The organism is Natrinema amylolyticum (assembly GCF_020515625.1).
Lineage (GTDB): Archaea > Halobacteriota > Halobacteria > Halobacteriales > Natrialbaceae > Natrinema > Natrinema amylolyticum.
This window is the reverse complement of record NZ_JAIWPJ010000004.1, coordinates 291830-313368: the sequence shown is the minus strand read 5'-3', so window position 1 is coordinate 313368 and position 21539 is coordinate 291830. Positions and strand designations below refer to the sequence as shown.

Sequence of the window (21539 nt, the reverse complement as noted above, 5' to 3'; positions counted from 1 at the left end):
TGGTGGCGGCGAAACGAATTTCCCAGAGGGTCGCCCACTCCAGTACTGATCGTAACGCAGGCGAGCTTATCTTCCGTGTTCGGGATGGGTACGGGAGGACCCTCGCCGCTGTGGCCGCCGTAACGCCGATCAACGGAATCGAACCGCTGTCATGCCAATATCGGTGGTGTGTCTAAGACCGTATGTACGTGTAGTCCAGTTTACGTCCGGACCCGTTCTCGCGTCACGGATCCAATGCGATGTAATGTATGAATGTGTGGCTCGATCGATTAGTGCTCGCGGGCTCAACACCTCGTTGCCTTGGTGCGTACACCCCGAGTCTATCGAACTCGTCTTCTACGAGTGATCTCAGTGGTATCTCTTTTCCAGGTGGGTTTCGAGCTTAGATGCGTTCAGCTCTTACCCCGTGGTGCGTCGCTGCCCAGCACGTGCCCTTCCGGACAGCTGGTACACGAGTGGCACCCATTCGTAGTTCCTCTCGTACTATACGAACGTTCCCGTCAGATACCGTAACACCCCCAATAGATAGCAGCCGACCTGTCTCACGACGGTCTAAACCCAGCTCACGACCTCCTTTAATAGGCGAACAACCTCACCCTTGCCCGCTTCTGCACGGGCAGGATGGAGGGAACCGACATCGAGGTAGCAAGCCACTCGGTCGATATGTGCTCTTGCGAGTGACGACTCTGTTATCCCTAAGGTAGCTTTTCTGTCAGCAATTGGCCGCATCAAGCAGCCTAATTGGTTCGCTAGACCACGCTTTCGCGTCAGCGTCCGTCGTTGTGCCGGACACTGTCAGACTTCCTTTTGCTCTTGCGCTCTTCCCCGCGTCTCCGACGCGGGTGAGGAAATCTTGGGGCGCGCTCGATATCTTTTCAAGCGCGTACCGCCCCAGTCAAACTGCCCGGCTACCAGTGTCCTCCGCCAGGAGTGAGAGTCGCAGTCACCATCGGGTAGTATTTCAATGCTGCCTCGGTGGCCCGCTAGCGCGGGTACCTGTGTAGCGGCTCCTACCTATGCTGCACAATGGCGACCACGTCTCAGTGACAGCCTGCAGTAAAGCTCTATAGGGTCTTCGCTTCCCCTTGGGGGTCTCCAGACTCCGCACTGGAACGTACAGTTCACCGGGCCCAACGTTGGGACAGTGGCGCTCTCGTTGATCCATTCATGCAAGCCGCTACTGAAGCGGCAAGGTACTACGCTACCTTAAGAGGGTCATAGTTACCCCCGCCGTTAACAGGTCCTTCGTCCCCTTGTACGGGGTGTTCAGATACCTGCACTGGGCAGGATTCAGTGACCGTACGAGTCCTTGCGGATTTGCGGTCACCTATGTTGTTACTAGACAGTCGGAGCGCCCGAGTCACTGCGACCTGCCTCTTCGCGAGGCAGGCATCCCTTATTGCGAACGTACGGGACTAACTTGCCGAATTCCCTAACGTCGGTTGATCCCGACAGACCTTGGCTTTCGCCGCCATGAGTACCTGTGTCGGATCTCGGTACGGACAGTGTGCTCGCTTTTTCACGGGCTCTGGGTAGACCTGACTTGCGCGATTCTGCCATTCGAACGCTTCGTGCCATTACGGCTTCCACGCTCTTCGACAGTTCGACCGGGCGAAAACCCGGCTCAGGCGGCCCCAAAGCGTCAGCTTTGAGTGCACACTGGCATAGGAATATTAACCTATTTCCCTGTTGTCAGCTTCGACTTACGGGCTGACTTAGGACCGGCTAACCCTCAGCTGATCAGCATTGCTGAGGAACCCTTACTCGTTCGGCCGTCGGGGTTCTAACCCGACTAACGCTGCTACTATGACCAGGATTTTCGTTACTGAACGGTCCACACGAGTTCTCACCCGTGCTTCCACCCGAACAGAACGCCAACCTACAAGATTGCGGTATGAACCGCACTGCTAGGTCTCGGTGGTAGACTTGAGCCCCGATCATTTTGGGCGCCTCAAACCTCGGCCGGTAAGCTGTTACGCTTTTCTTAGAGGGTAGCTGCTTCTAAGCTCACCTCCCGGCTGTCTAGGGCTTGAGACCACCTTCGATCGCACTTAGTCTACACTTGGGGACCTTAACCCAGCTCTGGGTTGTCTCCCTCACGGTACACAGGCTTACCCCGTGCACCGGACTCCCTGCGTCAAACGGCGTTTGTAGGTTCGGAGTTGGACAGGGGGGCGCACTCCTCTCGGAGTGCGGTCCCCCAATCCGTCGCTCTACCCCACAAACTACCTCGGCAGAGGTCATGCTTCGACATGTTTCGGTTGGAACCAGCTGTTTCCGGACTCGATGGGCCTTTCACCCCTAGACGTAGGTCACGAGAGGGTATTGTAGGACACCAACTCTAACAGACTTCCACGTGCCTTTCGGCACGCTTCATCTTGCCCACGCCTAGATCGTCCGGTTTCGGGTCGTGCCCGTTTGACTCCCCGCGCTTGAACACGGTGGCCCTGGTGCAAAGCACTGCGGCCATATCGGTTTCCCTGCGCCTTCCTCGATAATCGAGTTAGACTCGTCAAACAGGCACACTCCCTGGTTCGTTTTTCAAAACGTACGACAGAACACCGGCTTCCCAAACTTCTTACTACAGGTTCGCACCTGATTCATTTTGTCCGGGACCTTGTGTGCCCTGTCGCTCCATCGCCAACTGATTTCACGCCCTATTGCACCTCCCTTCGTGGGGTGCTTTTCAGCGTTCGCTCACGCTACTTGTTCGCTATCGGTCTTGAGGAGTGTTTAGTCTTCGCGGTCGATGCCCGCGATATTCACGAGGGATATCCAACCCCCGATACTCTGGGACTGACGCACAGCGTACTTGTCGACGGTACGGGACTGTCACCCTGTTTCGTGCTCTATTCCAAGAGACTTCGCGTCGCCGTTCTGCTGATGAGAGTCAGCCCGAACACCACATTGCCCGTGAAGGCTTCGGTTTGGACTGTGTCGCGTTTATTCGCCATTACTAACGACATCGCGTTTGCTTTCTTTTCCTGTCGATACTAAGATGTTTCAATTCTCGACGTTCCCCATTGCGCGAAGCAATTGCGGTGGGGATTCCCATTCGGAGATCCCAAGTTCTTCGCCTCCGTGCGGCTCCCTTGGGCTTATCGCAGCTTGGCACGTCCTTCATCAGCTCTCAAGCCGAGCGATCCACCAGCTGGCACAGTAGCCACGTTCATCGGATCGGCGATCGCACAGAGTGCGATCACGTAGTGACCCGGGAACGGGTCCAGTGGACGCCTGGACTACACGTACACACGGTCTCATCTGCACGCCGTAGACGCGGCATGCATTAACCCTTCCCACCCGCGTTTACACGGGGTGGTGCATTGGTTCGTTGTTCGGATTAAACCGAAGTCGCGTCTCCCACTTAAGGGGCACGATTCGGTTGTCCTCCGAGACATGGACCCACAGGGATTCGAACCCTGGGCATCCTCCTTGCAAAGGAGGCACTCTACCACTGAGCTATGGGCCCACGTCCGCCCACACTGGGCGGACAGGGATGAAGCGTTAGCCTTGGTAGTTCAAAGGTGCCCGATCGGCCATACGGTGGTCGATCGAACGTGAACCGCGTGGCGCAAAGCGCCACGAGTTAAGGTGGGCCAGGCACGACGGCCTGGTCCCGGTCTGTGGAGGTGATCCAGCCGCAGATTCCCCTACGGCTACCTTGTTACGACTTAAGCCCCCTTGCGGAGCCCAGATTCGACCGACGTTGCGTCGGCCTCATCCGGACCCCACTCGGGTGCTTTGACGGGCGGTGTGTGCAAGGAGCAGGGACGTATTCACCGCGCCCTTCTGAGGCGCGATTACTACCGAATCCAGCTTCATGAGGGCGAGTTTCAGCCCTCAATCCGAACTACGACCGAGTTTCGGAGATTAGCGTCCCCTTTCGGGGTTGCATCCCACTGTCTCGGCCATTGTAGCCCGCGTGTCGCCCAGCACATTCGGGGCATACTGACCTACCGTTGCCCGTTCCTTCCTCCAGTTTGGCACTGGCAGTCCTCCTAATGTACCCAACCACCACGAGGGTGTTGCTGGCAATTAGGAGTGCGGGTCTCGCTCGTTGCCTGACTTAACAGGACGCCTCACGGTACGAGCTGACGGCGGCCATGCACCTCCTCTCAATGGCTCCAGTAAGATCATCAATCTGACCTTCACTGCACATTGTCGATGCTGGTGAGATGTCCGGCGTTGAGTCCAATTAAACCGCAGGCTCCTCCGGTTGTAGTGCTCCCCCGCCAATTCCTTTAAGTTTCATCCTTGCGGACGTACTTCCCAGGCGGTCTGCTTCACGGCTTCCCTACGACACAGCACAGGCTCGTAGCCTGTGCCACATCTAGCAGACATCGTTTACAGCTCGGACTACCCGGGTATCTAATCCGGTTCGTGACCCGAGCTTTCGTCCCTCACCGTCGGATCCGTCTTCCAGAGGCGCTTTCGCCACCGGTGGTCCGTCCAGGATTACGGGATTTCACTCCTACCCCGGACGTACCCCTCTGGTCTTCCGGTCCCAAGCCACGCAGTTTCCACCGGACGCCCGCGCGTTAAGCGCGCGGATTTCCCGATAGACTTGCCTGGCCAGCTACGGACGCTTTAGGCCCAATAATAGCGGTCATCACTCGTGCTGCCGGTATTACCGCGGCGGCTGGCACCGGTCTTGCCCAGCACTTATTCTTGTACCACCTTACGGTACAGAAAAGCGAGGACTATATGCCCTCGCACTCGGAGTCCCCTTATCGCACTCGCGTGCAGTGTAAAGGTTTCGCGCCTGCTGCGCCCCGTAGGGCCCGGTATCTTGTCTCAGATACCGTCTCCGGGCTCTTGCTCTCACAACCCGTACCGATTATAGGCACGGTGGGCCGTTACCCCACCGTCTACCTAATCGGCCGCAGCCACATCCTATGGCGCCGTAACGTTTCAGGTTCACACCACTCCAGGTAGTGAACCCTATTCTGAATTAGCCTCAGTTTCCCGAGGTTATTCGGATCCATAGGGTAGTTTGGCCACGTGTTACTGAGCTATCTGCTACGAGTCTAAACTCGTGCAACTAGCATGGCTAAATCGGACTCCAATAGCAATGACCTCCGGCAGGATCAACCGGAATGCTATATTGATCTCCCCCACTATAGGGTGGAGGAGGGTCTGTTGGCGGTGAATGTTGTACACACTCACACAATGGTCCACGTTCGATGACGCTGGTCGGATGACCAAGCGGGCGTCACCGAACTACCAAGGCTAACATCAGATCCCATCTGTACGGCGGACCGCAGGGGTGGAATCCTCATCTCTTGCGGATGTATTCGTACCCTCCGGAGTATATAACCCCTTTGGATCGGAACCATCCAGGCCAGCGGAGTGCACCACGCACGCCGCCTCCTTCTTCGTATATAATCACAATCGCTGATTACTACTTAAGGCCTACGAACCGGAGGTCCAAAGGTAGTTGGTGCCACACCCACTATTCAATGACATGATATCCCGAACCGACCGCCGCACTCGGCGGCGAGAATGCTCGGCGACTCGAGGTGCGAGAAAAGAAACCAGTCGACCGATCCGTTCGGTGTAATGAGCGCACGCGTTTCGAGGTTGCCGATGACGCTGTAGGCTTCGATCGGGGGATACACACTGGACTCAGTCACCGACATCACCTGCGGTTCGAACAGCGGTGTCGAACACGGAGTATTCGAATGGCGAGACGATATACATACCGTCCGAGGACCAGCAGGAAAAACGACCACGTAGCACCCGCCCTTGATGAATGCTCGAGAGTTGTTCGAACAGACGGGACGATTTCGAGCGACTGGGAATCGGGTAGAAGTTGATAATACTCCCCCCGAACATGTTATCTGTCGCGCAACCCGCTGTGCGCGACAGACCGCGATCCAATCAGCGCCCACTGGCATCCTACCGTGGTCTCCGGCGAGGGGCGTCCCTCTCGCCCTCGTCGGACTCGTCGCTTTTCGATTCGCGAGAGACACCGTTTACGAGTGAACCGTCGCCTGCTCCCGACTGACGGCGATACCCGTTGCCGGTCGTACTGTCTCCTCCTACTCAGCGAGGGCGACCACCGAGCGTAACGCGTAGGCCGGAATTGGCTGCTCGCGTTCACGGTCCCTGCGTTGCGGACCAGGTGACTGGTGGCCTATCCAGTACACTATCCGTGTAGAGTTCCGTTCCACGCTTCAGGCACTCGAACTTATCGTCACCTCGAGAGTTCGTTCCGAGACAGTACAGGCGTATCGAAGATTGCGATCACGCCCAGAGCGAGACCGAACGCGAGCACGCCAGCAGCACCGACGGGGTTTGCAACCAACTCCTCGAGGACTAGCCCATTCGCGGCCGCATACGCGGGGACGAGACCGGCCGAACCGTTGAACACACCGTGGAGAAGGGCCGCGGCGAGCACGGACGACGACAATGAGTAAACCGGTGAGGAGGAGAGACACGCGATCGTCATGGCGAGAACACCGATGTAGGGAAACGATGGGGTGTTGTACCCGGCGACGATCATGGGCGTATGTCAGACACCCCACAGAGCACCAGTCGCGAACGATACCTTCCAGAAGCCCTCCAGAGCGAGTTCCCATAAGAGGTAGCCGTGACGAGCCATCGGAGTCGTCCTCGTCGAAGTCCGACATCTGACAGCGGGATATCTTGAGAGAGGTAGACTGCCAGACCAGCGACCATCGGCGAGATGTAGACTGGCGCGAGCGTGATCGGGGTCACGTCCGCACTGCCCGCGATGAGAACTGATGTCGGCCACCCACAGGACTCAGAAATGCTATTTTCCAGTACGAGCGCAGGTGAGGTTACTCTCAGTTTAATACCTTCTCCACTCATTCTGCTGACTTCTCAACGATTTATTAACTGGAAGTAGGGTTTTCACCGGTATTATCACTAACTCCTAGATGAGTCACGGGTAATTCTGCTTTCCCTCGACTACGCGTGATCAGTTGACCTCGGCAGAGTCCCAACTGCGTTGGGTAGACGGCTTTCTCCTCGTACTACAGGTATCAGAATGCGATTGGTCCGGATCGTATATCCCGCTGTCCCGCACACGGCCGGCCGCTGAAGAGCGGTCACTCGTGAATGGCACTGAGCCACAGTCGCGGTTCTTCTCCTCCTGCGGCCTGCTCTCGATCGTCCGCTAGCTATTCATCGGTAATACCACTTTATTGTCACTGTTCTATCCATTGATTTTCCTCCCTGCATGTGCCTGTGTCTCACTCTGTATTTATACGTCGAGTTGTGGGAGTAGACGGTGATGTCCACGAGTCAGCAGCTGATCGCGATACCGGACGATCTCACATCACCACAGACGAAGCTCGTCTATCTGTCCCTCCTGACGGAGGACGCGACAGCGACCGACCTCCGAGAGCGTCTCGGACTGTCCAAGCTCACACTCTTCGCCGTGCTCGAGTCGCTCGTTGAAAAGGATCTCGTCTATCGGACGGAGGATGGGTATGCCAGCCGGTGACCTCGCGGAATCCCCGATCGTCCCCACCGAGACGCAGACAGATCTCCGGGTTGACTGCTACGTGCGGTCTACCGTTCCGGGACCGACTGCCGAGACGATCACTGCTATCGTCAACCGGCTGCAGCAGCTCTGCGACCGCGGGCACATCAACACCCATCAACTCCGCCCATGGCCGCCAGAACGGCATGCAGTCGTCGAAACGGACGACACGCGTGAGTCGACGCGACGCGAGCTCGTGGCTGAGTTCGAACGTTGGGCCGAACGGCACGGCGTGACGCTCGAGCCGGCATTCCGTCGACAGGAGATTCCACCGTCACCGCTCGGAATCGGCTCCGACGAACCGCGCGAGCGAGTACGAGTTCCGCTCGTGGCACTGGCGCTCTACGAGGACGACCCCACTGAGACAGAGACGGGCCCGGAGACAGCACCCCTCCGGGGAGTTGTCCCCTATACGGAACAGCCACGGACAGACGCCGCACGGACATACACTGTCAACGAGTGGCTTACTGCGGTCGGCGCGGATACGGGAGAAACCGTCACGTATGATTCCCGGAACGATCAGCAGCCACTGCTGGAGCGACACCAATAGTGTGGATCAGAGAGCGGTCGGCCGAGCTGGAACAGCCGTCTCGCTGACCGCTCGCAGGCCGGACATGACTCGTCACCGGTAGCTCGTGTGGCACGGAACGCGGGGCCGCCCGTGAGCGGGGCCGTCGTAGCTCGACCGGGATCGTAAACTATCGGTCGTCGGAGGCGGCTATCTACGAGGTCGCTAACGCGATTCCGGAAGCGGATACCGAGGGGACGGCTCATCTAATTCAGGCCGATATCACGAACCGTGACGAGGTCGATGCGATGCGCAAGGCAGTTCAGGAGTCGTTCGGTCCGATCGATGTCCTCGTCAACGACGCTGGAATCACGTCCGATTGCACGCTCGCAGTCACGTGCGCTCGAGTTGTCGGACGCGAAAACGACGGCGAACTGCATTATGCATGGCTTCACACTGACGGAGATGGTGGTGGCGATTTCCGATGAGATCCAAGCCAATCTCCGTGCGGACGTCCCGGTCGAGCGGTTCGCTAACGTGAGCGAGATCGCGGGGCTCGTTCGCTGCCCCGCCAGTAGAGAACCGGACTACATCACCAACGAAGTGATCGACATCGGCGGCGGACTCGAGCTGTGGAGGACGCCGTCTGATCCGCACTTTGCCGAACGATATTCTTCGAAGGACGATCAAACGTGGACTGCCGGCGAGTACACACGCGACCAGTTCATCGCCGTCTAGTGACACCGCTCGTCGTGCTGATCCCAATACGGCGGGATCACGCTGGGGGAAGCGTAAAGGAGAACGTCGCTCCCTCGCCAGGTTCGGAGTCGACCCGGATCTCGCCACCGTGGCGCTCGATGATCCGCTGACAGAGCGAGAGGCCGATCCCCGTTCCCGGATGCTCCTCGTGGCTGTGAAGGCGCTGGAAGACGTCGAAGATCTGGTCCTGATCCGCGGGATCGATCCCGATCCCCTCGTCGCGGACCGAGATCTCGTATTCAGACCCGTCTCGCTCGGCAGCGATCCGGACCTGCGGTGGCTCGTCGCCGCTGTACTCGATCGCGTTACTGATCAGGTTCTGGAAGACTTGCTGGAGTTGGCTGCTATCTCCGAGGACCTGCGGAAGCGATTCTGACTCGATCTCCGCGCGGGTCTCTTCGATCTTGAGTTCGAGGTTCTCGATCGCGTGTTCGAGAACGTCGTCCAGATCGATCGGTTCGAACGGGTCGCCCTGCGTTTCGACCCGCGAGTACTGCAACAGACCCTCGGTCATCTCGCGCATCCGTTCCGCGCCATCGACGGCGAACTCGATGAACTCCGCCGCGTCCTCGTCGAGGTCGTCAGCGTAGCGGTTTTCGAGGAGTTGCAGGTAGCTCGTGATCATCCGCAGTGGTTCCTGAAGGTCGTGTGACGCGGCGTAGGCGAACTGTTCGAGCCGTTCGTTGGACTCCTCGAGCATGCGCTCGTACTCCCGGCGGTCGGTGATATCTCGGCCGAGACCCGCGAGAACGACGTTCCCGTCGGGGTCTTCGAGCGTCGATGCGACGAACTCGTACGGAACGCGCTCCCCGCTCTTGGTACGGAATTCCGCTTCCACTTGCACGTCCCCGGTCTCGAAGCCGTCCTCGATCGCGGCCGCGATGGTCTCGCGCTCGGGCTCACCGAAGAACTCCAGCGCGTTCATCGATCCGATCTCGCCCTCCGAGAACCCCGTTACGTCACTGAGGCTCTCGTTCCACCGCTGCAGATCGCCGTTCTCGTCGAGTAAGTAAAAGACGTCATCGACGGCGTCCAAGATATCGTCGGTGTACTCCTTGTACCGTTTGAGGCGGCGTTCACGCTCGCGGAGCGCCCGCTCGCGCTCCTTCCGATCGGTGATGTCTCGGACGACACCGATTTCTTCCCGCTCGTCCCCGGTTCGTAACGTCGCGAACGTCCCCTCAGCGGGGATGCGGTCACCCGCTGCGGTCTTGATATCCGCTTCCATGCGCGGCGTCCCCGCCCGGTCGTCGGCCGTCCCCATTCTCTCTCCCGACTGGTCGATCGTGGCTTCGTCGACGACCAGTGATGCGTGTGCCCCGACGAGCTCGTCGCGGTCATAGCCGGTCATCTCCGCGTACGCGTCGTTGACCATCGTGAAGTATCCCTCCTCGTCTTTGACGTAGATGCCGTCGTTGATCGTCTCGACGATGGTTTCGTACTTCGCCAGTTCTCGTTCCCGTTCGACCCGGTCGGTCACGTCGCGGAAGTAGATCGACAGTCCCGACTCGGACGGATACACATTGAACTCGAACCAAGCCTCGAGAGTGTCACTGTATACGTCGAAGCTGACCGGCTCCTGGGTCTCCATCGCTGTCTGAAACTCTTCCCAGTGCACGCCCTCCGTCGCATCGGGGAACACCTCCCACAGTTCTCGGCCGAGCACCGCGTCCCTGGACTGGTCCATGATTTCGGCGGCCTGCTCGTTGAGGTGGGTGAACCGCCACTCGTCGTCGAGCGCGTAGAAGGCGTCGGAGATCCGATCCAGGATCTGACTCAGCTCGGTCTCGAGTTCCGTCTTGCGCCGTTCGAGTTGCCGTTCGCGTTCTTTGAGCTCGGTGATGTCCTTCGCGGCCGTGACGACGCGGTCGATCGACCCGTCGGAGCCGAAAAGCGGTGCAGCGTTCACCCGGAACCGGATTCGGTCCCCGTCCGGCGGATCGATCGTGAGCTCTTCGTCGACCACTGCGTTCCCGGTCGCTAAAACGCGGGCAGCCGGCGTCTCCTCCGGGGCAACGGGTTCGCCATCCGCATCGTAGATCACCCAGTCATCGGCATCGTCGGGTTCCTCGATGAGTTCCTGTTCCGAAAGGCCGAGGGCATCTTGTGCCCGCTGATTCGCCATCACCGTCTCACCGTCGGCGTCCTGTACTGCGATGGCGACCGGTGCGGTTCGCAACAGTTGCTCGGTCTGGGTGTACTGGCGGCGAAGCTGCCGTTCGCGTTCTTTCTGCTCGGTGATGTCGTCCACGGACACGACGACTCGCGTCTCGTCCCGTTCTCCCTCCTCGAGCGGCGCGGCATTGAGCGAAAGCCACCGGCGACCGATTCCCGGGAGTTCGACCTGACACTGATACTCGTAAACGGGTTCGCCGGTATCGATGGCCCGCGTCCATGGCCACTCTTCGATCGGAATTGGATCTCCGGTCTCGTCGTAGATCTCCCACGAATCGATGCTGTAATCGGCGAGTTCCGATTCCGTAGCCTCGATCCGATCGAGCATTCGCTGGTTCGCGCGGACGAACTCACCGTCAGCGGTCAGTACGCAGATACTGACCGGAACGGTCTCGAGGATCTGCTCGGTGAGATCGCGTTCCCGTCGCAGTCGCTGTTCGTATTCGCGCCGCTCGGTCATGTCGCGCGTGACCTTCGTGAATCCCCGGAGCGTCCCGTCATCGTCGCGAATCGCGGTGATGGTGACGTGCGCCCAGAATCGAGTGCCGTCCTTGCGGACGCGCCAGCCCTCATCTTCGACCCGACCCGCGTCCGTCGCCGCCTCGAGGTTTTGCTCGGGCACTCCCTCGACGGTATTGGCGTCCGTGTAGAAGGTCGAGAAGTGTTCGCCGACGATCTCGTCCTCCCGATATCCCTTGATCCGTTCCGCGCCCTCGTTCCAACTGACGACGGTCCCGTCGGGATCGAGCATGAAAATGGCGTAGTCCTCGACGGCGCTCACGAAGGAAGCGAACTCCGCTCTATCAGGTTCCTCGGATAGCTGTCCGGGTTCGGACTGCCACCAGACTCGTGTCGTATCAGCGAGCTTCCGAGTCCGGAGTTCACCGCGGTCGACGAGGTCCGCCAGACCGTGTCGTGCAGTTTGCCGCGAACAGTCGAGAGTGTCGGCGACGTCGTCGGCAGTGATCGGTGTCGACGGCTGCTTGAACTGCGCGAAGACACCCCGCACCTCCTCCCGAGTGATATCCGGTGCCGAGCCGGGGGATTCCATGGATTCATATCTCGGTCTTCCCCCATAAACGCTTGACGTTCAGAGGGACAGCGACTGCGAAATTAATTCGTCTCCGCCGGACAAAGAAGGGGATTCACTCCGTGACGGTGAAATCGGCCGACAAACCGCCGCTCATCGCCTCGAATCGCCCCGGTTCGACGACGGACGTCCCGTCGGAACGGATGATGCCCAGATCCGACGGAGTGAGCGTAAACGTCGCTCGGTTCCGTTCACCGGGCGCTATCGAGAGCCGTTCGAACCCGGTCAGTTCCCGAACCGGTGTCACGCGAGAACTGACCACATCACGAACGAAGAGTTGGACGACTTCCGTCCCGGTTCGCGAGCCGCGGTTCGACACCGTTGCCGTCACTGTGAGGTCGTCCGCAGGGTCCAGACGGTCGTCGGAGCAGGTGAGCGACTCGTATTCGAAATCGGTGTAACTCAGGCCGTGGCCGAATGTGAACAGCGGATCGTACGCGGGCGGATGATTATCATCGCCGAGCGGCCGCGGGGACGGACAGTAGTCGTGGACCGTCGGCAGGTGCCCGACGGATTTCGGGATCGAAATCGGGAGTCTCCCGGAGGGGTTCGCCTCCCCGACGAGGATATCGGCGATCGCCCGGCCACCCTCGTACCCCGGATAGAATCCCATCAAAACGGCATCGGCGAGCCGACTCTCCGGTCGTATCGCCAGCGGCCGTCCCGCGACAACGACCGCGACCGTCGGCGTCCCCGTTTCCGCGACGCGCTCGAGCAGTCGCGTCTGTGCCGCCGGAAGCTCGAGCTGACTTCGCGTCGGGAACTCGTCGTTCGTCCCCGTCATGGACTCCGGCCCGAACTCGTGGACGTACCAGTTCTCCCCAAGGACGACGACTGCCGCGTCAGCCGCGGCGGCGGCGTCGGCGGCCGCGTCGATATCCGTCGCCGAACTGATTGACGCACCGGGTTCGAACGAGACCGTCGTCTCCGTGTCAGTCACCGTCTCGAGGCCGTCGCGGACCGTCGTCCCGTGATTCCGCGAGAGGCCGGCGACGGTCCAGCCTCCACAGAGCGTATCGAGGGAGTCGGCGTTCGGTCCCGTCACCAGGAGTTCCTCGGTCTCGTCGCCGAACGGTAACACGTCGTCGTTCTGAAGGAGAACGAGCGATTCGCGTGCGCTCGTCAGTGAGAGGTCTCGATGGGCGCTCCTGCCGACTACGTCGCGGCCGTTGCTTGGGTCTACGTAGGGATCGTCGAACAGCCCGAGACGGAACTTGAGTTCGAGGACCCGGCGAACGCTCTCGTCGAGTCGCGTCTCGGATATCGTGCCCGCTTCGACCGAGTCGACCAGTAGATCCGCGTACTCTCGGCCGCCGATCGAGGCCACGTCGAGCCCCGCCCGCGTCGCCTGATCGACCGCGGCTTTCAGCGACGGTGTAGTCCGGTGTTGACTGTAAAGGAACGCGACGCCGTGCCAGTCCGAGAGGACGAGGCCCTCGAATCCGAGTTCCTCGCGCAGCAAGTCGGTCAAGAAGCGACGAGAGCCGTGGATCGGTTCGCCGTCGACCGAACTGTACGACGGCATCACCGCGGCCGCGCCGGCGTCGATCGCGCGTTCGAACGGCGGGACGAACACCCGGCGGAGCGTGCTCATCGAGACGTCGTTCGGTGCCGCGTCTTCCCCTCGCTGCGGGGCGCTATAGGCCGGGAAGTGTTTGACGGTCGCCGCAACCGAGTTCGAGCCGCCGAGTCCAGCGTCGTCCATTCCGCCCTGCAGCCCGTCGATTTCCGCCGCCGCCAGTTCACCGACGAGATGGGGGGCTTCGCCGTAGGTCTCATAGGTCCGTCCCCACCGCGGTTCCCGGGCGACGTCCGCATTGGGTGAGTAGTTGACCGTCGCGCCGGTCGCACGCATCTCTGTCGCCGTCACGCGAGCGGCCCGCCGAACCAGTGCCGGATTCCACGTTGCCGCCATCCCCAAGTTGTGTGGAAAGACGGTCGCTCCTGCGACGTTCGCGTGACCGTGGACTGCATCGACCGGGACGAGCAGCGGAATCCCGAGTCTGGTCTCTTCGCGCGCGATCCGCTGTAAGCGGTTTGCGATGCGAGGGACGACGGCCGGACTGTTGTGCGTCGAGAAGCCGGTCGCGAACGGAGTGACCCACCCGATCCGTCGTTCGCGAACGAGAGACTCGAGGTCTTTGAGCGTGTGACTCCCGTAGGGATCGGCGCGGGCGTCGGACGAGAAGACGCCGGTCAGCTGTCCGGTTTTCTCCGCGAGCGTCATGCGATCGAGGAGATCGGCTACCCGCTCGTCGACGGACGCATCACCGTCTTCGTACGTCGGCGTCGCCTCGTCAACCATTCGCGAATGATTTCGTGAGGCGCGTAATAAGCGCCGGGATCCGCCGATCGTCTCGAGTCGAGTCGCCCGATGCCTCGTTGAATTATTTGCTCGGAAGATACATGCTCATTATCGGGTACTTTGACGAAGAAGGCAGATAGCATATATTTCAGATTGAATTGACATCTATATAGATATCGGACTAATACCCGTATATGAGCTTATCTAAGGGTGTTTTCTATATTCGATTCACCAGCGGGACGATACGGTTCGAAGCGATAATATCACGTATTAGGCGAGTATAACCGGGATTTTCGCTATATTCGCTATAAGGGTTTGGGAGAAATAGTAATATATATAATATATATTCTATTCATATACTATCGAACGTCGTCATCGTCTAGCGGAGCACCGTCTCTGGTATTCATCTTTTCAGTGACTGGTCGGTCTCCTCATAGGATAGTAGTGTCCAAACTGTTCAACCCATGCTCTGACGCTCGACCGACTGCCGACCATGAGTTGCAGAAGCGGTCAACGAACATTTTGAGCGTTTGAAACCACGTTTCGATACAATTTCGATCGATATAGTCGACCTGACCGCTCATCCTACTCAAGAGAGCTGCCAGATAGCCGCAGCCATCAACGAGAAACGCGGTATCAGAGAGAACGTATTTCTCGGTCAACCAATGCAGAAACCCAGCGGCTGGATCGGTGCCTCGCCGTCCGAAAACTGCGATATCGAGAATGAGTATTGCATTTTGTTCCTAATAATATCCCTCGTTTATATTGGCAAATTTTTTATTAGTAGCGGTCAGCAGCGGCGTCACCCTCCTCAGAACGCTTCGCGTTCCGCTGTCGAGACGAACGACCGCCGCTATGGATCATCGATCAAGAGACGAAACGATCAGTAGCTCAAATCGAGTTCAATCAGGTTCGCCTTCTGAGAGAGTTTATTGGGTATCTCTTCTCGGAACCGTTCATCAGTCATCCGACTCCTCGGGCCGGTGACGCTTATCGCACCTATGGCCTCCTCGTCATCCAAGAGCGGAACTGCAACGCATCGGAGTCCGTTTATCCGCTCTTCATCGTCGAAGGCAAAGCCTCGGTCTCGAATCTCCGCAAGCGCTTCGAACAGTTCATCGACGTCTGTGATCGTTCGCTCGGTCGCGGACGGAAGTCCGTGGCGGTCGACAATCTCCTGCACTCGTTCTTTCGGAAGATGAGCTAAAATTGCCTTTCCAAGCGCAGTGTTATGGAGATATGCGGACTCACCCGTGTACGTATCGATCTGAATTGCTTCGTTCCCCATAGAGCGGTAGATATAGATTCCGAGCCCGTGCTCTTCGACCATGAGGTTCGTCTTTTCGCCCGTCTCCTTTGCCAGCGGTTTGAGTTCCGGTTTCGCCGTATTATAGAGTTCCATCCGGTGGCGCGTGTATCCACCTAACTCGAGAAACCGGAGCCCTAGTCGGTACTTTGATCCGTCTTTGACGACGTATCGGTGCTCCTGAAGCGTGCTGAGGTGGTTGTGAACGGCACTGGGAGCGAGGTCGAGTTTCGTGGCGAGTTCTGTCACGCCCGCTTTGTTTATCTCTTGGAGGAGGTCGATGATCTGGAGAGTCGTTTCGGTCGCCTTGACCGGGTGTTTGGCTTTGTATCCCACAGCCACCGGTTCGATACGCGCCATTATAATAGTTTTCTTTAATAGAGAATAATGGAAGACAACGGCCAAGATAGCAGATTTATGATGTATACCGCTGCTCAAAGAGTAGAGGACGAAACGCGATATCAGTTCCCATCGGTGTTCTGGTCCTCCCAAACCGAGCGATGGTACGGTGTTCAAGACAAAACGCGCTCCCTTCACAGGCCGCAGCACTGATCTGAGGGGGATTTCTCCAATAGAGAAATCATCACATCTTCGACAAGGCAGTGATAGTCAGATATTTTCACAACTGTGGTATCGTAAATGGCTTTAGAAGTAATTTACAGCCATACTATCGTAAGCGATACATGGAATCAGAGAAAGAGCACAAAATTAGTACTGGAAAGCGGTCGATTTAAGGGGAAATGTTTGCGGGATTACGGTTGTGAACAGTGACCGGAGGAAAAATTCACCTGCAATAATAAATCTGATCTATAAGAGAACGAAGGCTGTCTGATCCGATTCGGACGATGTAATCATGGTGAGTGCGCTATCGGAATCCAACGGCTGACAGCGAACTACCGACGATCTCCGGAGCCACACGATCAGTTGGCTGACGGAAAACGCTTATCCGCTCTACAGGAAATTCACTCGTAGAGAATTCAAGATAGATTCGAATACCGCGATATCGGAGGTATTGAGGGTTGCCGCAGGCTAGTTTCGTTTATTTTCCCCTGGTTTCTAGGAACTGAGTGCAGGTTTATCGAGGTTGTTAACTGCGGGAAGTGTGTATTATTTTCTCTGTGAGAGAATTAGTGATGGGATCGGGTAGTGGTCTGAGCATCAGTATGGCGATAAATTGAAACGACGCTCAACTGAGCGATGAACTGCCGCTCATGGCCCATCCGGATATCAGCAAATTGGAGACGACGGTAGACGAGAACTGGCGTGCGAGGAACTATAGAACGTCGGAACGGATTACTGAGATCGACGGCAGTACTCTATCACTGTTCGAAAGGAATAGCCGAAGCGATACTAAACACTGATGACTCCCAATAGCTGTTTTCGTACAGCGTTAGTCGGCTCCCTGTGGTGGAACATACCCACACTCCTCGCACATGAATAGGGGATATTCGTATGGCGCAACCAACGTGCAGTTACAACTGTTGCAGCGCATCGTACACCGCACTATCAGTACGACATATAATAAAGGTATCCACGTCAAATGACGAACCCCGAGTCGAATGAGGCGCTTCAGAGGAGAACGATTGCCATCCACCTCCGCCAGAAGGCGGAGGAATCCCGAGCGTTAGGATATAAGCGGAAGGATGGACCAGCCGAGAAAACTCGTGAGATACTCGGTCTAGTACTGACGAGTGGGAACTCGAGTGAGTCGATACAGAAACGGAGAAATTGAAATTAGACAGTACTCTCACTCCGCTTCAACGCCGATACGGATTGTGGAAACGCTTTGGGCGGATGGGCGCAGAAAAACGTCGATCGTCGTGACTTCGGCTGGCCGCCCTCGATCAGCGTTCGAATAAGCTATCCGATATTACTCTCGCAGTTGCAGACGAGCTACAGATTCTCACTCAGATCACCAGAGTTGCTATTGACCGTCCTCTGACTCGTGTACAGGTACGGACGACTTCCGAGCGGTATTCTCGACCGACTGCGTCAGCGACCGATTGTACCTCGTCTCGAGTACGCTTCTCTCCGCCGCGATGCTCACGCTCGTCATAATGGCGAATTCGGCTATCGTTCTATTCGCCGCTGCGGGATCATACGTTGGAGAGGCGCAATACACGGCCTTTGGGCCGTGGACACACGCCGGTGCTTAGTATCGTATTCTATTCGTCCCCATTGTAATGGAACTCCGTCCACGGGCCTTCAACGAACGGATAGTCCGAAATAATATCGAGGTTCACGTCGATACCGAGGCCAGGTTTGTCCGGAACCGTCAGTATCCCATCGTCAATGGTCGGCTCTCCCTCGATGATGTCGAACGCTAACTCGAACGGATACATTCCAGGGTCGGGCTGGCCGTCAATTAGTGGATCGTTTTCGAAGACGGGATACTCCAGCAGGCGAACATCGGGTGCGGCTGCGACGAGGTGCGCGTTCGCGAGGAGGCCGAGCCACGTACCGAAGTTGTGGGGGACGAACTCGACATCCCTGCCGTTGCAGAACTCGATCGCCGGGGCGCACCCGGAGAACCCCTCGTGGTGGCGGACATCACCCTGCAGAAAGTCGACGGCACCGGTTTCGCCGAGCGCGACGAGATCCGCAGGGGATTCTTTACTCTCACCCCCCGCGAGAGGTGCGCCGGTCTCTGCAAGCGCGGTATAGCCCGCGTGATCGTCCGGTTCGACTGGTTCCTCAATCCAATATGCTCCGTGGTCCGTAGCGTGCTTAACTAAGTCCCGTACTACCTCTTCCCCGTATTGTCGACGGAGCTTCCACCAGGTATGAGAATCGAGCATGAACTCCATTTCATCGGTCGTGTCCGCGAGAAGCTCGACCGTCCGGCGATCCCCGTCCGGACCGATTCCCGGCCGGTACTTGTAGCCGAAGAAGCCCTCCGCCTCGAGCACTTCGGCCTGTTCGGCATAGCCCTCAGGCTCCATGTACATTCCGCCACTGGCATAGAGCGGCATCTCCGTTGACGGCTCGGTACCGTAGTCGTCTGCGAGCAGTTCATAGACCGGTGTGCCGAGTTCCTTGCCGCGCAGGTCCCACAGAGCCACGTCGACCGCTGAGATCGCTTCCGTACGGAGGTGAGCGGGGAGGTTGGAGTCAGAGAGGAGGTCATGTGAGTCCGTTATTTCGTTGATCGTTTCGCCCTCCAGCGCGTCGGCGACCGCACCACCGACGACGTCTGCAAAGGTTCCCTGAGAATCACCCTCAAAGTACTCACGCATGGCAGAGCTGCTCGCACCAGCCGTCGCGAATCCGCGACGCCCGTCCTGCGTCTCGATAACGACGAGTACGACATCACGTTTGTTCAGACGCCGTGTTCCACCGTGGAAGGGGCGGTCTTGTGCCGGCTCGATAGGAGAGGATAATGCGTACCCTTGGACGTCGGTTATGTCCATATCAGCCATCATTATATCCAGATTCATAAATCATTGGGAGACCTTCTCATGGAATGGACTAACAGATCGACGTCGACGACAGAACGGGCAAAGCCGTAGTACTCTTCGTCCAGAATGCACCTCCGAACCGGGATCCACGAAGGTGTGTTTCGCTACGAGAGAGGGAAGACAAACAGTATTATGACAACGCTCTTCTGGGGGGACCATTCACCGATGGCTGAGAAGCAAAGAAGACGGAGACACCGGTGAAAATTAGCTGATCAGAAGAGAGAGCGAGAAATCGTATTACTTCTCGCTAGTAGCCGGACGACAAGTGTGAATTACCGGCCGGAGGTATGGACGAGGGATTCGCCAGATTCACTGTCGAATAAATGGCACTTATTGAGATTGAAGTCGAGACTGATCGTATCACCCCGTCTGATGTCGGTATTTGGCTCGACGATGGCCTGATACTCGATGCCGTTGTTAGTGAGTGTAAGGAAGAAGTCGGAACCCATCTCCTCGACAACGACGACGTCAGCTGTCGCATGGCTCTCGGCGGTCACGTCTCGAGAAGCCGCTTCAACTTTAATGTCTTCGGGACGGACGCCGAACCGGGCATCGAACTCACTATCACGGCCGATCTGCTCTCGCATCCACTCGGGGTATGGGAGCGTGAATGCATCGGTTCTGATCTCGCCAGCGTTCGGGTCTACCGTCGCGTCAAAGAAGTTCATCTGAGGGCTCCCGATAAACCCGGCAACGAACTCGTTTATGGGATGATCGTACACCTGCTGGGGTGGTGCGACCTGCTGCACTTCACCCTCGTCCATGACGACGATGCGATCGCCGAGTGTCATCGCTTCCGCCTGGTCGTGGGTAACGTATATAGACGTCTTCCCGATCTGGTTGTGAAGCTTGTTCAGCTCCGTCCGCATGTGGACGCGCAGCTTTGCATCTAAGTTCGAAAGTGGCTCGTCGAACAGGAAGACGCGAGGCTCGCGGACGATTGCACGGCCGAGCGCGACGCGCTGCTGTTGTCCTCCGGAGAGGTCCTTCGGCTGCCGGTCAAGTAGCTCCGTGATTTCGAGGAGTTCCGCGCTCTCCTGAACGCGTCGCTTTCGTTCGTCCTCTGGCATCCCTCTCACCTTCAACGGATACTCCATGTTCTCGCGGACACTCATATGCGGATACAGCGCGTACGTCTGGAAGACCATGGCGACGTCCCGCTCGCGAGGAGCCTGTCCCTCGACGTTCTCGCCGTCGATGATGATCTGTCCCTCCGTAATCTCCTCAAGACCGGCGATTGAACGGAGCGTCGTTGTCTTCCCACAGCCGCTAGGTCCGACGAACACTAGGAATTCCCCGTCGGCGATGTCGATATTCATATCGTCGACGGCGACAACACCATCGTCTCCGTCGTCGTAAATCTTGGTTAGGCTATCGATCTCGAGATACGACTCGTTTGTAATATCGTTAGCTGGAACGGTCATGCTCTTCTCGTCACTCGATTTCTCTTTTGGCTCGCTCATTGTTGGAGTACCGTGTTGAGTCTATTTTTGAGACTGTATCGCTGTTTGGGAGTGTCATGCATGATTATTAAGTCTATCCTTTAACCGCTCCTGCGGTCAGCCCGCTGACGATATGGCGCTGGAAGAGGATGACGAACAGCAGCGCCGGAAGCATGGCGATGAAGCCACCGGCAGCCAAATAGTTCCACAGAACGACGACGTCCTCGATCATCATCATCGCACCGACAGGGATCGTCTTTGCACCGGGCGTAAATGTGAGCGCGAAGGCGAACAGGAACTCTCGCCACGAGAATAGGAACGTCAGAATCGCGCACGCAGCGACCCCCGGTTTCGCGAGCGGGAGGATGATATCCTTGAACGTCTGAAACCGTGTGGAGCCATCGATATAGGCCGCTTCGTCGAGATCTGCAGGAATCGAGATGAAGTAATTTCGCATGAGCCAAATCACCAGCGGGAGGTTCATGTACGTGTAGACAACGATAAGTGCGAGACGGGTATCGATCAGGTTCAACTGACCGAACATCCGGTAGAATGGCACGAGCATCCCAATCGGCGGGAGGAGCCGTGCGCCGAGGATCCCGATGAAAACGTAATCATCGTACGGGAATCGGAATCGCGAGAACCCGTAGCCTGCGAGCGTCCCGAAGGTGACAACGATTACGGTCGTCGCGAGAGCTACGAAGAGGCTATTCAACGTGAACATGTTGAATGACTTCTCGAACAGGAGGGTAGTGTAGTTTATCCAGATTGGATCGACGAGTTCCCCTCCTCCCGGTACGAGACTCGGTGGGAACTTGTGGATCCCGTCGAGCGTCTTCAGACTGGAAACAAAGGTCCAGTAGATGGGGAACGTGAAGTAGAGTACTAACGACGTGAGAACCGCTGTGATGACGTACTTGCTCTGGAGAAACCTCCCAATTGATTGACTGATCCTGTACTGCTGATCCGTATCCATAATTCGGTTA

At 57.6% G+C, this 21539-nt stretch carries 10 protein-coding genes, 1 tRNA gene, 3 rRNA genes and 2 pseudogenes; 4 read left to right on the top strand and 12 right to left on the bottom strand.

Features of this window, described 5'->3' with window-relative positions; genetic code table 11:
* From rrf to LDH66_RS20060, 5 genes are all read right to left on the bottom strand, one after another.
* A 5S ribosomal RNA gene (gene rrf, locus LDH66_RS20085) occupies positions 1–122 on the bottom strand.
* A gap of 129 nt (positions 123–251) precedes the next feature.
* Positions 252–3172, bottom strand: a 23S ribosomal RNA gene (locus tag LDH66_RS20080).
* A gap of 225 nt (positions 3173–3397) precedes the next feature.
* Positions 3398–3469: transfer RNA gene (locus LDH66_RS20075), tRNA-Ala, on the bottom strand.
* A 155-nt stretch (positions 3470–3624) separates the two neighbouring features.
* Positions 3625–5098: ribosomal RNA gene (locus LDH66_RS20070) — 16S ribosomal RNA — on the bottom strand.
* Together the 16S, 23S and 5S rRNA genes with 1 tRNA gene alongside form the textbook arrangement of a ribosomal RNA operon.
* 1098 nt (positions 5099–6196) lie before the next feature.
* Positions 6197–6505 carry a hypothetical protein gene (locus LDH66_RS20060; protein ID WP_226482856.1) on the bottom strand — a complete coding sequence of 103 codons (309 nt, stop codon included), beginning with the start codon at positions 6503–6505 and terminating at the stop codon, positions 6197–6199.
* A 753-nt stretch (positions 6506–7258) separates the two neighbouring features.
* Here LDH66_RS20060 and LDH66_RS20055 point away from each other — a divergent pair.
* From LDH66_RS20055 to LDH66_RS23150, 4 genes and pseudogenes are all read left to right on the top strand, one after another.
* On the top strand, positions 7259–7471 hold the full coding sequence (locus LDH66_RS20055; RefSeq protein WP_226482855.1) for a helix-turn-helix domain-containing protein: 213 nt from the start codon (positions 7259–7261) through the stop codon (positions 7469–7471).
* Complete coding sequence (locus tag LDH66_RS20050; RefSeq protein ID WP_226482854.1) at positions 7458–8060, top strand: HTH domain-containing protein; 603 nt, start codon at positions 7458–7460, stop codon at positions 8058–8060. Before LDH66_RS20055 ends, LDH66_RS20050 begins: the two co-directional genes overlap by 14 nt.
* Before the next feature lie 128 nt (positions 8061–8188).
* Positions 8189–8506 (top strand): annotated as a pseudogene (locus tag LDH66_RS23155) (SDR family NAD(P)-dependent oxidoreductase); the annotation flags it as partial.
* Positions 8460–8756 carry a prepilin-type N-terminal cleavage/methylation domain-containing protein gene (locus LDH66_RS23150; protein ID WP_319004372.1) on the top strand — a complete coding sequence of 99 codons (297 nt, stop codon included), beginning with the start codon at positions 8460–8462 and terminating at the stop codon, positions 8754–8756. The pseudogene LDH66_RS23155 and the gene LDH66_RS23150, both read left to right, overlap by 47 nt.
* 37 nt (positions 8757–8793) lie before the next feature.
* On the opposite strand, the gene LDH66_RS20040 is transcribed toward LDH66_RS23150, so the two are convergent.
* The 7 genes and pseudogenes from LDH66_RS20040 to LDH66_RS20010 form a co-directional block, all read right to left on the bottom strand.
* Positions 8794–12003, bottom strand: coding sequence for a PAS domain-containing sensor histidine kinase (locus LDH66_RS20040; protein WP_226482853.1), 3210 nt, complete (start codon positions 12001–12003; stop codon positions 8794–8796).
* Between the two features lie 94 nt (positions 12004–12097).
* The gene (locus LDH66_RS20035) at positions 12098–14347 is read right to left on the bottom strand and encodes a glycoside hydrolase family 3 N-terminal domain-containing protein (protein ID WP_226482852.1); all 2250 of its coding nucleotides are present in this window, start codon (positions 14345–14347) and stop codon (positions 12098–12100) included.
* 411 nt (positions 14348–14758) lie between these two features.
* Positions 14759–15075: pseudogene (locus LDH66_RS20030) on the bottom strand (transposase domain-containing protein); the annotation flags it as partial.
* A gap of 155 nt (positions 15076–15230) precedes the next feature.
* On the bottom strand, positions 15231–15989 hold the full coding sequence (locus LDH66_RS20025; protein ID WP_226482851.1) for an IclR family transcriptional regulator: 759 nt from the start codon (positions 15987–15989) through the stop codon (positions 15231–15233).
* 1829 nt (positions 15990–17818) lie between these two features.
* The gene (locus tag LDH66_RS20020) at positions 17819–19063 is read right to left on the bottom strand and encodes a mandelate racemase/muconate lactonizing enzyme family protein (RefSeq protein WP_226482850.1); all 1245 of its coding nucleotides are present in this window, start codon (positions 19061–19063) and stop codon (positions 17819–17821) included.
* 320 nt (positions 19064–19383) lie between these two features.
* Complete coding sequence (locus LDH66_RS20015) at positions 19384–20535, bottom strand: ABC transporter ATP-binding protein (protein ID WP_425492977.1); 1152 nt, start codon at positions 20533–20535, stop codon at positions 19384–19386.
* Between the two features lie 112 nt (positions 20536–20647).
* Positions 20648–21529, bottom strand: coding sequence for a carbohydrate ABC transporter permease (locus LDH66_RS20010; protein ID WP_226482848.1), 882 nt, complete (start codon positions 21527–21529; stop codon positions 20648–20650).
* Positions 21530–21539: the final 10 nt, after the last annotated feature.

What these genes read in the sequence shown, in the direction of transcription:
- LDH66_RS20060 (WP_226482856.1), bottom strand. Translation starts at nt 6,505, where the DNA reads ATGATCGTCGCCGGGTACAACACCCCATCGTTTCCCTACATCGGTGTT.
- LDH66_RS20055 (WP_226482855.1), top strand. Translation starts at nt 7,259, where the DNA reads ATGTCCACGAGTCAGCAGCTGATCGCGATACCGGACGATCTCACATCA.
- LDH66_RS20050 (WP_226482854.1), top strand. Translation starts at nt 7,458, where the DNA reads ATGCCAGCCGGTGACCTCGCGGAATCCCCGATCGTCCCCACCGAGACG.
- LDH66_RS23150 (WP_319004372.1), top strand. Translation starts at nt 8,460, where the DNA reads ATGCATGGCTTCACACTGACGGAGATGGTGGTGGCGATTTCCGATGAG.
- LDH66_RS20040 (WP_226482853.1), bottom strand. Translation starts at nt 12,003, where the DNA reads ATGGAATCCCCCGGCTCGGCACCGGATATCACTCGGGAGGAGGTGCGG.
- LDH66_RS20035 (WP_226482852.1), bottom strand. Translation starts at nt 14,347, where the DNA reads ATGGTTGACGAGGCGACGCCGACGTACGAAGACGGTGATGCGTCCGTC.
- LDH66_RS20020 (WP_226482850.1), bottom strand. Translation starts at nt 19,063, where the DNA reads ATGGACATAACCGACGTCCAAGGGTACGCATTATCCTCTCCTATCGAG.
- LDH66_RS20015 (WP_425492977.1), bottom strand. Translation starts at nt 20,535, where the DNA reads ATGACCGTTCCAGCTAACGATATTACAAACGAGTCGTATCTCGAGATC.
- LDH66_RS20010 (WP_226482848.1), bottom strand. Translation starts at nt 21,529, where the DNA reads ATGGATACGGATCAGCAGTACAGGATCAGTCAATCAATTGGGAGGTTT.